Source organism: Pararhizobium sp. O133 (assembly GCF_051669845.1).
Classification (GTDB): domain Bacteria; phylum Pseudomonadota; class Alphaproteobacteria; order Rhizobiales; family Rhizobiaceae; genus Pararhizobium.
On record NZ_CP196426.1, the window covers coordinates 2864078 to 2879605 of the forward strand.

Annotated in this window: 13 protein-coding genes and 1 tRNA gene; 8 read left to right on the top strand and 6 right to left on the bottom strand. The window is 59.4% G+C overall.

Annotated features, from left to right (window positions below; translation table 11 throughout):
* Positions 1 to 45 precede the first annotated feature (45 nt).
* The 5 genes from ACST81_RS13730 to ACST81_RS13750 all read right to left on the bottom strand — a co-directional run bounded on the left by ACST81_RS13730 (position 46) and on the right by ACST81_RS13750 (position 4714).
* Complete coding sequence (locus tag ACST81_RS13730; RefSeq protein WP_438748479.1) at positions 46 to 1758, bottom strand: hypothetical protein; 1713 nt, start codon at positions 1756 to 1758, stop codon at positions 46 to 48.
* A gap of 2 nt (positions 1759 to 1760) precedes the next feature.
* Complete coding sequence (locus ACST81_RS13735) at positions 1761 to 2972, bottom strand: hypothetical protein (RefSeq protein ID WP_438748482.1); 1212 nt, start codon at positions 2970 to 2972, stop codon at positions 1761 to 1763.
* A 9-nt stretch (positions 2973 to 2981) separates the two neighbouring features.
* Entirely contained in the window at positions 2982 to 3686 is a 705-nt protein-coding gene (locus tag ACST81_RS13740; protein ID WP_438748483.1) for an SDR family oxidoreductase, read from the bottom strand.
* On the bottom strand, positions 3679 to 4371 hold the full coding sequence (locus ACST81_RS13745) for an IspD/TarI family cytidylyltransferase (protein WP_438748485.1): 693 nt from the start codon (positions 4369 to 4371) through the stop codon (positions 3679 to 3681). The genes ACST81_RS13740 and ACST81_RS13745 overlap by 8 nt, the downstream gene beginning before the upstream one ends.
* Positions 4372 to 4624: 253 nt before the next feature.
* Positions 4625 to 4714, bottom strand: a tRNA-Ser gene (locus ACST81_RS13750).
* Positions 4715 to 5295: 581 nt separating this feature from the next.
* Here ACST81_RS13750 and ACST81_RS13755 point away from each other — a divergent pair.
* The 7 genes from ACST81_RS13755 to ACST81_RS13785 all read left to right on the top strand — a co-directional run bounded on the left by ACST81_RS13755 (position 5296) and on the right by ACST81_RS13785 (position 12689).
* Entirely contained in the window at positions 5296 to 6327 is a 1032-nt protein-coding gene (locus tag ACST81_RS13755) for a septal ring lytic transglycosylase RlpA family protein (RefSeq protein ID WP_438748488.1), read from the top strand.
* 64 nt (positions 6328 to 6391) lie between these two features.
* Entirely contained in the window at positions 6392 to 7543 is a 1152-nt protein-coding gene (locus tag ACST81_RS13760) for a D-alanyl-D-alanine carboxypeptidase family protein (RefSeq protein WP_438748489.1), read from the top strand.
* A 90-nt stretch (positions 7544 to 7633) separates the two neighbouring features.
* Positions 7634 to 8347 carry a dTMP kinase gene (tmk, locus tag ACST81_RS13765; protein ID WP_438748492.1) on the top strand — a complete coding sequence of 238 codons (714 nt, stop codon included), beginning with the start codon at positions 7634 to 7636 and terminating at the stop codon, positions 8345 to 8347.
* Positions 8344 to 9375 (top strand): DNA polymerase III subunit delta', encoded by a 1032-nt coding sequence (locus tag ACST81_RS13770; protein ID WP_438748495.1) that lies wholly within the window; start codon positions 8344 to 8346, stop codon positions 9373 to 9375. The genes tmk and ACST81_RS13770 overlap by 4 nt, the downstream gene beginning before the upstream one ends.
* Before the next feature lie 142 nt (positions 9376 to 9517).
* Positions 9518 to 11068 (top strand): methionine--tRNA ligase, encoded by a 1551-nt coding sequence (gene metG / locus ACST81_RS13775; RefSeq protein WP_438748497.1) that lies wholly within the window; start codon positions 9518 to 9520, stop codon positions 11066 to 11068.
* Between the two features lie 9 nt (positions 11069 to 11077).
* Positions 11078 to 11857, top strand: a complete 780-nt coding sequence (locus ACST81_RS13780; RefSeq protein WP_438748499.1) for a TatD family hydrolase — start codon at positions 11078 to 11080, stop codon at positions 11855 to 11857.
* Between the two features lies 1 nt (position 11858).
* A complete protein-coding gene (locus ACST81_RS13785) occupies positions 11859 to 12689 on the top strand; it encodes an MBL fold metallo-hydrolase (protein ID WP_438748501.1) in 831 nt (276 codons plus the stop codon).
* A gap of 6 nt (positions 12690 to 12695) precedes the next feature.
* Here the strand turns inward: ACST81_RS13785 and ACST81_RS13790 are convergent, their stop codons facing one another.
* A complete protein-coding gene (locus tag ACST81_RS13790; RefSeq protein ID WP_438753556.1) occupies positions 12696 to 13640 on the bottom strand; it encodes a phosphoribosylaminoimidazolesuccinocarboxamide synthase in 945 nt (314 codons plus the stop codon).
* A gap of 243 nt (positions 13641 to 13883) precedes the next feature.
* Here ACST81_RS13790 and ACST81_RS13795 point away from each other — a divergent pair, with 243 nt between their 5' ends.
* Entirely contained in the window at positions 13884 to 15257 is a 1374-nt protein-coding gene (locus tag ACST81_RS13795; protein WP_438748503.1) for an ISNCY family transposase, read from the top strand.
* Positions 15258 to 15528: the final 271 nt, after the last annotated feature.

Here is a 15528-nt window from a genome sequence, read left to right on the forward strand (position 1 = left end):
CTCTAAAATCGAACGGCACGAAGAAGAACGTTGGCGGCAACGCCTTTATTCATTCCTGCCGGGGGCCAGTGCGGCATCCATGGCGGATTTGAACGATGTGATCTTCACGGTAGAGGTCATGGTCGATATCAGGGCCTGCCGTTTGGGCAGGAGGCTGTCGGTATCGGTTATGTCTTCAAGTATGGCTTCAAAGTTCGAAAAGTCGGGATTGAGTACGTAGCATGCGGTCAGGAATGCGGAAGCGGTTGCCGGTGATCGCGCCAGACCGAAAATATCGGTCACGATGATCGGCTTGTTGACGGCAAGCAGATCGCCATCAACCTGTGAGAGGTCACAAAGCAGGATATCCGCCTGGTTTGTCAGCGCCTTGGCCGACATGGCCGAAGCGGTAAAGAATGTCGTCCGGTTGTCCGCCGTCGGCGCGAACTGCCTGATAGACGCACCGATTTCGGCGAAGGTCGAAGCCGAGTTCTGATCCGATTTCGCGACCGCATTGGCACGGATCAGCAATGTCGTTGGCTTTGCCCGCTTCTGCAGGCGCTGAACGATTGCCTTGCTCGGGCGGGCAGCAAGCGACCAGTCGCGATAGGGGGCACCCAGGACATAACCGATCGTCAGGCCATTGTCATCCAGAGGACCTGCAAGCGCCGGAAGCACGGTGGCGTTGTCGGGTTCGATGACCGCGATGGAAGCGAGCACGCCAGCATCCACGGCCTTCTGGGCAATCTTGTGGCTGAAGAAGAACAGGTCACTGTACATGCCGAAACTGTTCGGAAAACGAATGTTCTCGTAAGGTTTCGACGGGACGAAGTTGATCTGCTTGAGATTGCCGAAACGGACGATCTGGGTGTTTTTCGCGTTGTTATTGATTGTGACGACGGCCTTCAAGCTTTTGAAGACGAACTGTTCGATGGTGTCCATCGTGTCGGCGAGGACGATATCGGTCACACCAAGCTTGACCAGCCGGATGAAATGCGCCCGTTCCCGCACCATCGTGACAAAGGGTTGCTCGAGCGCCGACAGGCGCTGGATCCAGGCGTATACCTCCTTGGAATCCTTGGCCACAGGATCGGAGTAATAAAGCATCAGCACCGGCTGAAAGTGCTCGAAATAGGCCTTTCCGGCCTGCTGCAATCCGGCTTCCCGCCTCAGGCGTTCCGACCGGAACAGGGCCCTGAGCTTGTAGAAGACATAGACATAGACGGCATTCAGCAGGAATGCCGCAGCGGCAAGCTCGACACCGTAACCGACGAGCACAATCAGCACGAAAAGACCGATGGACGTCACGACGCAGGCAAGCCTGAGGTAATAGATGGCCCCGCGCGCCTTTGCCGTCAGCGATTCCGCCAGTGGTTCAGGGTAGGGGATCGCATAGTTCCGCGACCGCGCCGGTTTGGCCAGCATGTCCGACGTCAGATGCGCGATCGAAATAACCGCAAGCACGAGAACACCAGTCAGGCCGTAGCTTATCTGCGGCAGCGGGCCGGCGTCTCGGATCAGGAAGAGGCCAAGTCCGTAATTGACAGCGATCAGCAGGATGGACAGATTAGGAATTGTTCCAACCCATTCCCTGTCGAGCGGACCGAAGAATTTACGGCGCACCTTGCGCACCATCAGCGCCACGCCATGGAATGCCGCGGTCATCAAGAGGAAGGCGGCAACGGCTGCGTTATACGGCAACAGATCGGAACGCACGAACAGGGTGATGACCACGGCCACAAGGCACGCGAGCAGGAAAGGTGCCACAAACCTCAGCATTATCAATAGGACTCTTCGGACCAGTACGGATCTTTTCGAATGTAGCTGTCCAGCCAGTTGTATCGAAAGCTTGGCGCCGCCTCGACCAGGCTTTCATCCGAATAGGAGAAGATCACATTGCGATGACGCGCGTCGATCGACGCGATGTGGGCGACGTAGTTGGCGATCCGGCTTTTCGACGTCGGCCCGGGTTCGCCAAACGTGAAGGATTTTTGCCGGTAGAGATCAACAAGCACTGCATCGTCGGGCATGGTATTGGTCGGCTTCTGAATGACCATATGCGCGATGCCCTGCTTCAGACAGATGGCTTCCATACCGGAAATATCGACCAGCGCGAAGGAGACGGGATAAACCGTATCCGCAGGCGCAATGACCGAAGCCGTGCAGGCCAGCCGCAGCGCCAGGCGTACGCGCCAGTTCAAACCATCATCGAGCACGCGGACGGTATAGCCCTCGGCGCTCATGCGGCGCAGCGCGGACACCAGGTGGCGCAGATACTGGGTGTCGCGCATGCCGAAATTCGGATGCGGCTTTACCATGATATTGCGCAGCCCCATCTGCCGGGCGCTTTCCCGCAGCAATTCGAAGCCGAAACCGCCTTCGGCGCTCGAATAGTTTTCACCGGGGTTGCTGGTTTCCCAGGTCGGCGCATAGAGAAGCCAGCCGTCGGAGTCGATCGGCGCCGCTGCGAAATAAGGCATGGACTGGACGACGCTGTCGCCCAACCTGATCAACCGGCCGAGTTCGACCTCCCGCCGCGTAAAAATGCCGGCCTGCAGATAGCGCCGGCAAGCAAGGTCGCCCGCCACCAGCACGTAGTCGTAGAGCCGGGCGGCGGGGCGAAATGACGAAATCTTGTTGCTTTCGCCATGCAGCGCCAGAACATGCCGCAGCGACCGGTTGGACACAAGCGTGGCGTTCATCTGGGCGTTGAAGGCATAGTAGACAATGCCGGCACTGGCGTTCTGCTGCGAAGCGATATTGCGCAACGTGTTCTTGTAAATCTTGGGGCCTGCCGCACCGTTGTCCGGCACGGCATTGTCGCGCCGTGATCGCCGGCGCATCATCACCGGCATGGTTTCGGCCGGGAAGAACCCGTTCTTGAAAAACGGAAGAACCTGATCCAGCGCATTGGGCATGGGGCTATCGATGTAGAGCTGGGCGCCGGCATTGACCGGCGCCCTCAATGTTCCAACATCAGCCAGGATGTTCATGAACCGTCCTTATGTCCGTACGACGAGATTCTGGCTGTCGATCAGGCGACCGGCATCGGAAACCAGGATGGCGATGACGTCGGCAACGTCTTCCGGCTGCATGATGGTGCTCGGATCCTCGTCCGGAGCCAGCGTCTTGCGCAGGTCGGTCGCGCAGCGGCCGGGCGAGATGCAGACGACGCGGGTGCCGTAGACCTTCAGTTCCTGGCGCATGACGTCGGTCATGTTGATCAGGCCGGCCTTGCTGGCGGAATAGGTGAGCCAGCCCGGGCGGCCGTTCATGCCGGCCGTCGAGGCGATGTTGATCACCAGGCTCGGCGGATGGCCGCGCTTGATCAGGTTCTGCACGATCGAGAATGGCGCGATCAGGTTGGTCTTGAGCGTGTAGAGGAAATCGTCGATGACGATCTCGTTGATGCTTTTCGGGTTGGTGTAGCCGGCATTGTTGATGACGCCATCGACATGGATATTGCGATTCTGGAGCTCGGCCATCGCGGCGTCGAGTTGCTCGGCATCGCCGACATCCGCATAAAGCGGAATGAAGGTCTTGTTCGGGTGCTGCGCCCGCATCTCTTCGATGAAGGAATCATAATCGCTGCTCCTGCGGGCGATCGTGACAAAACAGCCAATCGAGGGCGAGGATTTCGCAAGCTTGCGGACAATGGATGCGCCGATCCCGCGCGAGGCGCCGGTGACGAGGAGAGTTTCAGTCATTTAATTTGTACCCGTTCAACACAGCTTCGGCGAAATGAAAATCGTCAGGCGTCGTAATCTTGACGTTGGTGTTCCAGCCATCCCGGTAATACACATCGTAGCCACCGACCTCGTGGCAGAGCATGGCATCCTCAGTGAAGACGAGACCTTGTTCCCTGGCCTTCTGATGCGAGTCGGCAAGGTTGGCCTTCAGGAATTTCTGCGGCAGCTGAATGTTCATAGTCGTCGCACGATCAACGCGGTCCAGCATCTTGCGGCTGACCGGATCGACGGTGCACATGGAGAAGTGGATCGGCAGGCAATAGGCCGTATTGTCATGCTGGCTGTTGATCAGCGCCGTGATGTGTTCTGGCGTGATTGTCGGTCGCGCGGCTTCATGAAGGATGACGCGATCGTTCGTCGCTGCTTCATACAGCAGGCGCGTCGATTCATGGCGCGTCGAGCCCGATTTGACCATTTTAACGCTGACTTGGCTGGCATAGGCATCGATGACTTCGCGCGTCTGCTCTTCAAAGCCGTCGGGATAGTTGATGACGATTTCGTCGATTTCCGGAACCCGAGTCGCGGCGATGATTGCATAGGCGACCATCGGATGTCCGTTGATGAAATGAAACTGCTTGGGATATTGAAGCGCCGTTCGCGAGCCGACCCCACCCGATAGCAACAAGAAACTGTATTTTTGCATTCCGACTCCGAAGAAATCCCAGCCCGCCAGACGGATTTGATAAACGCTTACGCTTGCCTTATTTATTTCACATAAGTTTTATCAAACCGTCATATTCGGGTCATGCATAGCGCTGACCCCTTAAATGTCAATCAGCAGGTCTGGGCGAAACGGAAAACTTTTGGGGTGATCCCAAAGCAAGTTAGGAGATTTGAATATTTTTGAGGCGTCTCGCCAAGTTGAGCGGCAATATTGCGAAAAACCGGTCAACAACTGGCGGAAGAGGTGGGATTCGAACCCACGGTACGGTCTCCCGCACGCCGGTTTTCAAGACCGGTTCCTTAAACCACTCGGACACTCTTCCATCCACGGCTCGACCGAATCGCGGTCGATACCGTCCCGCAAAGATCAGGGGCGGCCCTGTTCAGGAACGCTTTATAGCTTGCGGATGGCGGACGTCAACCGGGTAGCGCCGGTCTTGGGAGATGTATCGGTTCGGCACAAAAGCGACGCGATCCAGGTATGTTATCCCAAGGAATATGCCTGCGTTGGCCAGCCCGCGTGTCTGCGACGCGGCCGCCTTTATGTGCCGGTGCCGCACATATCACTGTTATCGAGCATAACTGGCCGTCGATCGGTCTTGTCCTCTTCTGATATCTATAAGTATACGTTCGATCGCCATAGAATATCATTTCGGCACAGACAAAGAAGCCATATGAATCATGTCGGTGCACAGTCCTGAGACAGAACAGATCGCAGATCGAAATTAACCTTTCATAAACCATGATTTCAATTGTTGCAGCCGCCGCGCGTTAACCATTCGCAATTTCGCCACGTTGTTGTCATGTTTAATCAACTGTTACGTTTCGTGACGCCGGTTCTTTCGCAGGGGCAACGCGCAGGAAAGTTCCGAGTACGGCTTTTACGAATGGCGATGTGGGGCACATGACTTCCAATCAGACTGCGGCTTTGGTCCTCAAGGCAATGCGTTTTGCTGCAATTCCGATGTTTTGCGTTGCCCTGACGGCCTGCGGAACCACGCAGAGCGTCAGCAAGAGCAAGCCCCGCAGCAAGGAATATTTCGCCGAGTCGATCTATGGCGTAAAGGCCAGCCCCCGCGTCGCCGACGGCAAGAACATCCCCAAGGGCGGTGGCCGCTATCAGGTCGGCAAAGCCTATCAGGTCAAGGGCAAGTGGTATCAGCCGAAGGAGGATTTCGGCTATAACAAGACCGGCATGTCATCCTGGTACGGATCGGCATTCCACGGCCGCCTGACGGCGAACGGCGAAGTTTACGACAAGTATCATCTCTCGGCCGCCCATCCGACATTCCCGCTGCCGAGTTATGCCCGCGTCACCAATCTCGAGAACGGTACCTCGGTCGTCGTGCGCGTCAACGATCGCGGCCCTTACGAATATGGCCGTATCATCGATGTGTCCTCCAAGACCGCCGATTTCCTCGACATGAAGCGCAGGGGTAGCGCCAAGGTCCGCGTCCAATATATCGGCAAGGCGCCGCTCGAGGGCAATGACATGCCCTATCTGATGGCTTCCTATGTGCAGAAGGGCGAGCGCGGTCCGAACGCCTTCCCGGAAGGCCAGATCGCAACCGGTGTCATGGTCGCCTCGAACGAGCCGCTGCGCAAGCAGGCCGGCAATCTCGGCACGCTGACGATCCCGGCCAAGTCCAATATGGAAATGGGCGTTCCGGTCAACGCGCTTGCCGAAACGGAAACGCCGTCGGCCGCTTCCGTAGCGCTGGACGCATTCGCCATGCTTCCCGAGATCGGTCCGATCCCGCGCGAGCGTCCCGAATACATTCCGCCACCGGACGGCAACATGGCCTATGCCGCGGCTTATGTGGAAGCGCGCGTGAGCGATTCCGAAACCGCCTTCGACGCCATTCTTGTGGACCAGAACCCGCTGACGCCAAAATCCATCGTCGCATATGCAAAACGTCAGGGCGCGGCACGCTGAACCACGCATGGTGATTGATCCCCGGAGAGCCGGCTGCTATGGCCGAATGACACCGGAGTTTTGAATGCGCGCACGGCTGGTTTCGTTTCTTATCCTCATTGCTGCCCTCTGTATCCCCGTGGTGACGCAGGCGCAGGTCTTCGAGACCAAGGCGAAACAGGCCTATCTCATCGATGCCGAGACCGGCACGGTCCTTTTCGCCAAGGACGAGAATGCGCCGGTTCCGCCGGCCTCGCTTGCCAAGCTGATGACCATGGAGGTCGTCTTCGATGCGCTGGCCCAAAAGCAACTGACGCTCGACACCGAATTTCCCGTTTCCGAATATGCCTGGAGAACCGGCGGCGCGCCATCGGGCACGTCGACCATGTTCGCCGCGCTAAAATCGCGTCCAAGGGTCATTGATCTCATTCAGGGCGTGACCGTGCAACTTGCCAATGACGGCTGCATTATCCTGGCCGAGGGCATGGCCGGCAGCGAAGAGGCTTTCGCCAGACGTATGACCGAGCGGGCCAAAGAGATCGGGCTATCGGCCTCGGTGTTCAACAACGCCACCGGTCTGCCGGATCCTGGGAACGTAACGACGATGCGGAACCTGGCAATGCTCGCTCGGCACATCCAGACACGTTATCCGGACTTCTTTCCCTATTATTCGCAGGCCGAATTCGAGTGGAACAAGATCCGCCAGCGCAACCGCAACCCGTTGATCGCCGCCAATATCGGCGTCGATGGGTTCGCCGCCGGCTTTGCGGAAGGTTACGGCTACGCCATGGTGGCCACCATGCGGAAGGATGGCCGGCGCGTGTTCCTGGCGCTTGGCGGACTTGCCAGCGACAAGGAGAGGCTGGAGGAAACGCGCAAGATTCTCGACTGGGCGATGCGTGCGTTTGAGAAGAAGCGGCTGTTTGCCAGCGGAGAAGTGGTGGGCGAGGCCAGCCTCTATGGTGGCAACGCATCGCATGTGGAGCTTGTGACGAGCGAACCGGTCGATGTACTGGTCCCGGTCAACAATCCCGAGCGCCTGTCGGCCAAGGTGATGTATCGCTGGCCGTTACCCATGCCTGTAGAGGCGGGCAAGACGGCGGGCAGCCTGAAAATCTGGAGCGGCCAGCGTTTGCTGCGCGAGGTGCCGGTTGAGACCGCGCAGTCGGTGCAGCAGGGGACGCTCACCAGCAGGGCGCTGGATGCGCTGCAGGAGCTGCTGTTCTTCTGGCTCTGAGGAAAGATGGCGCAAGCGGTTTCGCGGCACACGACAATCCGCTAAACAGACTCCAGATGAAAGTATCCGGCGCGATGACGTGCCGGCCTCATGCGGGAAACACGGGTGTCTGTCGGAAACGGTCTGTTCGTTACATTCGAAGGCGGGGAGGGGGCGGGCAAGTCCACCCAGATCCGCCTGCTTGCCGATGCGTTGCGCGAGCGCGGCTATAAGGTGCTGACGACACGCGAGCCCGGCGGCTCGCCGGGGGCGGAAGCCGTGCGGCATGTGCTGTTGTCCGGCGCCGCCCAGGATTTCGGCGTGCGCATGGAAGCCATGCTGTTTGCCGCTGCCCGCAGCGATCATGTCGAGCAGATCATCCGGCCGGCCATTCTCGGCGGCACTGTCGTCATCTGTGATCGGTTCATGGATTCGTCCCGGGTCTACCAGGGCGTCACCGGCAATCTCGAGCCGTCCTTCATCGAGGCGCTGGAGCGTGTCGCGGTGAATGGCGTCGTGCCGGACTGCACCATCGTTTTCGACCTGCCGGCCGCGCTCGGCCTGGAACGCGTCCATCGGCGGGCGAATACGGCAATGGTTCCGCCGGGGCAGGAGGTCGGGCTCGATCGTTTCGAGCGGGAGGAACTGGAAACGCACGAGAAGCGTCGCGAAGCCTTCCTCGATATCGCCGCCGCCGATCCGAAACGCTGTCACGTCGTCGATGCCGCGCAATCCGCCAGCGATATCGCCGCGGCAGTGCTTTCTATCGTCGAACCGATGCTGCCGGGATCGGGCGGTGGGCCGCGTACGGAAGCGGCGCAATGAGCACGGAAAGATTCGATGTCCTGGACGGCGCGGTCCCACCCGCCGAAAACACCAAGCTTTTCGGGCATGCCGAAGCCGAGCAGTTTCTGGCCCAGAGCTACAGGTCTGGGAGAGGGCATCACGCCATCCTCATTGAAGGTCCGGAAGGTATCGGCAAGGCGACGCTGGCGTTCCGTTTTGCCAATCATGTACTGAGCCACCCGGAGCCATCCGAGGCACCGGAGGAACTCGCCGACCCGGATCCGAAATCGATCGTCAGCCGCCAGCTTGCATCTGGCGCGTCGCACAATCTCCTGCACCTGACCCGACCGACAGACGAGAAGACCGGCAAGGTCAAAAGCGCCATCACCGTCGACGAGGTGCGTCGGGCCGGTAAATTTTTCTCGCAGACATCCGGCACCGGCAACTGGCGCATCGTCATCGTGGATCCCGCCGACGATCTCAACCGCAATGCGGCGAACGCCATCCTGAAAATCCTCGAGGAGCCGCCGAAGCGGTCGCTCTTCCTGGTGCTGACCCATGCGCCGGGCAAACTCCTGCCGACGATCCGGTCGCGCTGCCTGCCGCTAAATTTGAAGCCGCTGGCGCCGGACGCGCTGCGCCAGGCTATGGTTCATCTCGGCCTCGATCTTTCCGGCGGCACTGGCGAGAAGGTGCTGGCGTCAGCCGATGGCAGCGTGTCGGAGGCCTTGAAGCTGATCAATTATGGCGGCCTCGACATCATGGCGGCGTTCGAGACGATCCTGGCGGGCCAAGGACCTGCGATCCGCAAGGACATGCACAAGCTCGCCGACGTTCTTGCCGGCAAGGATAGCGAGACGATCTTCGAGTTCTTCACAGCGCTGGTGACAGCCCATATCATGCGTGAGGCGCGCAACGCAGCGCATACCGGCGATATCGGTCGAGCCGAACGGTTTGCGCGGCTTTCAGCGGGGATTGGCGAACGGATTTCGGTGGCCCAGGCCTATAATCTCGACCGCAAGCAGACCGTTCTCTCCATTCTCGACGACCTCAAGGCGGCCGCCTGAGCGATCGGAGTTAGGCCCCGATCGCGCGGCCTGTTTTCCGGCCGCCAAGCCGCCTTTTCTGACCACGCCTGTTTCATCCCGCCAAGGGATGCGCTAATAGCTCGGGCCAGCAAAGCAATATCCGAACAGGCCGAAACCGATCATGACCGACAAGCCCCCATTTTACATCACCACCGCGATCTCCTATCCGAACGGCAAGCCGCATATCGGCCATGCCTACGAACTGATTGCGACCGATGCGATGGCGCGCTTCCAGCGGCTGGACGGGCGCGAGGTGCTTTTTCTGACGGGTACCGACGAGCACGGCCAGAAGATGCAGCAGACGGCACGCAAGGAAGGCATCTCCGCGCAGGAACTGGCCGATCGCAACTCCGCCGAATTCAGGAAGATGGGAACTCTTCTTAATGCGTCGAACGATGATTTCATCCGCACCACGGAGAAGCGCCACTACGAGGCGGTGACCAATATCTGGAACCGCATGGCCGCAGCCGGCGATCTCTACAAGGACAGCTATTCCGGTTGGTACTCGGTGCGCGACGAGGCCTATTACCAGGAAGGCGAAACCGAGCTTCGCGCCGATGGCGTGCGTTACGGGCCGCAGGGCACCCCGGTCGAATGGATGGAGGAAGCCAGCTACTTCTTCAAGCTCTCCGCCTACCAGGACAAGCTGCTGAAGCATTACGAGGACAATCCGGACTTCATCGGTCCGGCCGAGCGTCGCAACGAGGTCATTTCCTTCGTGAAATCCGGCCTCAAGGATCTGTCGATGTCGCGCACGACGTTCGACTGGGGCATTCCCGTGCCGAACGATCCCGGCCATGTCATGTATGTCTGGGTCGATGCGCTGACCAACTACATCACCGCGACCGGCTATCTCACCGACGAGAACGGCCCGCGTGCTAAATTCTGGCCGGCCGACATCCACATGATCGGCAAGGACATCATTCGTTTCCACGCAGTCTACTGGCCGGCCTTCCTGATGTCGGCCGGATTGCCCCTGCCGAAGAAGGTGTTCGCGCATGGCTTCCTGCTCAACAAGGGCGAGAAGATGTCGAAGTCGCTCGGCAATGTCGTCGATCCCGTCAATCTCGTCGAGCATTTCGGCCTCGACCCGATCCGTTATTTCTTCCTGCGCGAAGTCTCCTTCGGCCAGGACGGAAGCTATAGCGAGGAAGGCATCGCCACGCGCATCAATTCCGACCTCGCCAATGGCGTCGGCAATCTTGCCAGCCGCTCGCTGTCGATGATCGTCAAGAACTGCGACGGGCAGATCCCGGAATGCGGCGTGCTGACGGACGAGGACAAGGCCATGCTCGTATCCGCCGACGCGCTGCAGGCCTCGACGCGCGATGACATGAATACGCTGATGATCCACAAGGCACTGACCTCGATCATCGCCGTCGTCTCCGAGGCCGACCGCTATTTCGCCGGCCAGGCGCCGTGGGGTTTGAAGAAGACCGATCCGGCCCGCATGGGAACGGTGCTCTATGTCACGGCTGATGTGGTGCGTCAGGTCGCCATCCTCCTGCAGCCGTTCATGCCGGAATCGGCGGGCAAGCTTCTCGACCTGGTGGCTGTCCCGGCCGACAAGCGGACGTTCGCATCGCTTGGCGAAGCAGGACGCCTTGTGACCGGAACCGCGCTCGAAGCCCCGACGCCGGTTTTCCCGCGCTACGTCGCGCCGGAAGCGTAAGGGATAAGCATGCTGATCGATACCCATTGCCATCTCGATTTCCCGGATTTCGAGGCCGAACGCGACGCGATCATCGAGCGCGCGCGCGCGGCCGGCGTCGGCCAGATGATCACGATCTCGACCCGGGTGAAAAAGTTCGATACGATTCTCGGCATTGCCGAGCACTATCCGAATGTCTTCTGCTCGGTCGGCACCCACCCGCACAATGCGGACGAGGAACTGGACATCGAGACCGAAGATCTGGTGCGCCTGTCGGCCCATCCGAAGGTCGTGGCGATAGGCGAGGCCGGGCTCGACTATTTCTACGATAATGCACCGCGCGACGCCCAGGCGATCGGCTTGCGACGCCACATCGCGGCGGCCCGCGAAACGCAGCTGCCGCTGGTGATCCACAGCCGTTCCGCCGATGACGATATGGCTGATATTCTGACTGAGGAAACAGGGAAGGGGACCTTCCCCTTCCTTCTGCACTGTTTCTCTTCCGGGGCGAACCTCGCCAAGGTCGGCGTCGATCTCGGCGGCTATATTTCCTTTTCCGGCATCCTGACATTCCCGAAATCGGAAGAGCTGCGCGAGATCGCCAGGACCGTTCCGCATGACCGCATGATCGTCGAAACCGATGCACCTTATCTCGCGCCAAAACCGTTCCGCGGCAAGCGCAACGAGCCGGCCTATGTCGCCCATACGGCCGATGTGCTCGCCGAGACGATCGGCGTTTCGCGCGAGGAAATCGCCGGGATCACCACGGAAAACGCTTTCCGCATCTTTTCTAAAATGCCGAGACTGTGAAATGGCGGTGAGGCGGGTCTTCACCATTCTCGGCTGCGGGTCGTCTCCGGGCGTTCCACGCATCAATGGCGACTGGGGGGCCTGCGATCCGTCCAATCCCAGGAACCGCCGCAGCCGTGCGGCCTTGCTGGTCGAGCAGATCGGACCGGAAGGCGGAAAGACCACCGTCGTCATCGATACCGGCCCGGATTTTCGCGAACAGATGATCGCGGCAAAGGTGCAGAATATCGACGCCGTCTTCTATTCGCATCCGCATGCCGATCATATCCACGGCATCGACGACCTGCGCGGCTATGTCCAGTATTCCGGTCGCAAAACGCCGATCTGGGCCGATCAGGAGACAATGGACCGTATTCGCGACGGTTTTCGCTATTGCCTGGAAACGCCCATTGGCAGCAATTACCCACCAATCGTCGAGGCTCGGATCATCGATCCGGTGCTGACGCCTGTCGTCATCGATGGCGCCGGCGGACCGATACCGTTCCAGCCGTTGCTGCAGCACCACGGCAGCATCATGTCGCTCGGCTTCCGTGTTGGCAATTTTGCCTATTGCAGCGATGTCAGCGATTTCCCTCAGCAGACGATCGACAGGCTGTCGGGCCTCGACATGCTGCTCATCGACACGCTGCAATACAAGTTTCATCCGAGCCATCTGTCGCTCGAGCAGTCGCTCGGCTGGATCGAGCGCTTCGGACCGAAACACGCCGTGCTGACGCATATGCACACGCCGCTCGACTACGACACGGTGATGCGCGAGACGCCTGACCATGTCGAGCCCGGTTATGACGGAATGCGGCTGGAATCAGAGGTGACCGGCGATCCGGTCACTTGAAGCCGGTCAGCTGAAATAGGGCTGCAGGTTCGCGCGGATACGATCAAGCACGGTGGCGCCGGACAGGTCGGCAACGAATTTCTTGCCGGTAATCGTCTCGAAGGCTTCGATATAGACTTTTGACGTCTGCTCGACGAGATCGGCCGGAATTTCCGGGATCGGATTCTTGTAGGGATCGCAGCGCTCGGTCACCCAGGCACGAACGAAATCCTTGTCGAAGCTCTTCGGCCGCGTGCCCGAGGCGAAACTCTGCGCGTAGCTGTCGGCGATCCAGTAGCGGCTGCTGTCCGGCGTGTGGATTTCATCGGCCAGCACGATGCGGCCGTCCTTGTCGGTTCCGAATTCGTATTTGGTATCGACGAGGATGAGGCCGCGTTCGGCGGCGCGGCTTTGACCGCGCGCGAACAGCGCCAGCGCATACCGCGACACCGTTTCCCATTGCTGCTGCGTCAGAAGCCCCTGGATCAGAATTTCGTCAGCCGAGAGCGGCTCATCATGACCGCCGTCGAATGCCTTGCTGGTCGGCGTGATGATCGGCTGCGGCAGTTTCTCATTGTCCTTCATCCCATCCGGCAGCGTGATGCCGTACATGGCGCGCTCGCCATTGCGATACTTGGTCAGGATCGATGTGCTGGTCGTGCCGGCGAGATACCCGCGCACGACGATCTCGACCGGCAGAATGTCGAGCCGCGTGCCGATGACCACATTCGGGTCCGGATAGGACACGACATGGTTCGGGCAGATGTCGGCCGTTTCCTCAAACCAGTAGCGCGCCGTCTGCGTCAGAATCTGGCCCTTGAACGGGATCGCGGTCAGGATCACGTCGAAGGCGCTCAGCCGGTCCGTCGCGATGATGATCCGGTTGCCATCCGGCAGATCGTAATTCTCGCGGACCTTGCCATTGTAGCGTCCTGGCAATTCTGGAATGAAAGCATCTGGAAGAACGCGCAAATCGCTCATCGGGTCCGGACTTTCTCTAACGATGGAGACGGGCATCGCTTAAGCCTTGGCGATAGCGCTGGTCAAGCGGCAAGGCGAAGAGAAGCCGCAAATCCTCGCAGCGCGCGGCGTCTATCAGTTCCATAATCTATCTTATGTGACTTGGGTGTGTAGCCGCAAAGTTAGAATGTCCTGTTTCTGCAAAGTTGGAATGTCACACTCCCCCGGGTCTGAAGGATGCGTGGGAGATTGCGGATGGGATTGATAGCGATGAGCGAGCGCGATCTGCAGCGGATTGAGATTTTATCGAAGGTGGCCGCCGGCCGGATGACGACAGTGTCAGCGGCGCACGTTCTTGCCGTGAGTGAGCGCCAAGTGCGTCGGCTGCTGGAACGGATACGAACTGGCGGCGCGGCGTCGATCCGCCACAAGGCGATTGGGCGACCATCGAATAACCGGATTAGCGACGGCGTTCGGGACTATGCGATGACGCTGGTTCGCGAACGTTATGCGGATTTCGGTCCGACCTTGGCGACGGAGAAGTTGGCTGAGCGTGATGGCTTGCGTGTGTCGCGCGAGACGGTGCGCGGTTGGATGTCGGAGGCCGGACTGTGGTTGTCACGCAAGCAACGGCGGAGTTTCCATCAGCCGCGTCTGCGGCGCGAGGCCTATGGCGAGCTGGTGCAGATCGATGGGTCGGAGCATCGCTGGTTTGAGGATCGCGGACCACCTTGCTCGCTGCTGGTGTTTGTCGACGATGCGACCGACAGGCTAATGCAGTTGCGTTTCGTGCGCTCCGAAAGTGCCTTCACCTACTTCGAGGCACTGGCGCTCTATCTCAAGTGTCACGGCGCACCGATTGCCTTTTACTCGGACAAGCATTCGGTGTTCCGGGTGGCGAAGAAGGATGCCAAAGGCGGCCAGGGCATGACCCAGTTCGGGCGTGCGCTTTGCGAGCTAAACATTGAGATTCTTTGTGCAAATTCGAGCCAGGCCAGGGGCCGTGTCGAGCGCATGAACCGGACGCTGCAGGACCGTTTGGTCAAGGAGCTGCGGCTGGCTGGCATCGACAGCATGGAGGCGGGCAATGGATTCCTGCCGGACTTTATGGAGGACTACAATGCACGATTTGCGATCGTCCCTGCCCGTTCGGAAGACCTGCATCGACCGCTGAATCTGGCGCCGGATCGGTTGACGGAGTTCCTGTGCAAGCGAGAGCAACGTTATGTCGGAACACAGCTGACGTTTTCGTTCGAGCGCAAGCGGATCATGCTGCAGGAGACCGATGTGACACGCGGTCTGGTTGGCCGCTATGTCGAGACCTATGCATATGCGGACAGCCGGCTGGATGTGCGGTGGAAAGGCTACTCCCTGCCCTACACGGTGTTCGACAAGGACCAGCGGGTGACGCATGCTGCGATCACCGAGAACAAGCGGTTGGGTGATGTTCTGGCCTATATCAAGGAGCGTCAGGAGCAGCAGGACGAGCCGACGGTGAAGAGCAACAGCGACAAAAATGGCTACGTCAAACGGGCTCGCGGACCGGGCCGGCGGAAGGATTTCATGAACGATCCGGCGGTGATCGCACGGCGCCAGAAAGCACTGTCGCGGCAGCAGGCTGCGGAATGAGGTGTCTCAAAGCTAAAGCCGAAGAGGTGTATTCATCACCCGCCCCGATCTGATCTTGCAACCGAGATCAGCCGCTCAGATCGGGGCTGGTCAGCATGCCGTGCAACGACCTTGCGGACATTTCTACTTTGCAAAGCGGCGGACATTCCAACTTCTCCGCCACAGGGTGTGTAGCCGCAAAGTTAGAATGTCCTGTTTCTGCAAAGTTGGAATGTCACACTCCCCGGGTCTGAAGGATGCGTGGGAGATTGCGGATGGGATTGATAGCGAT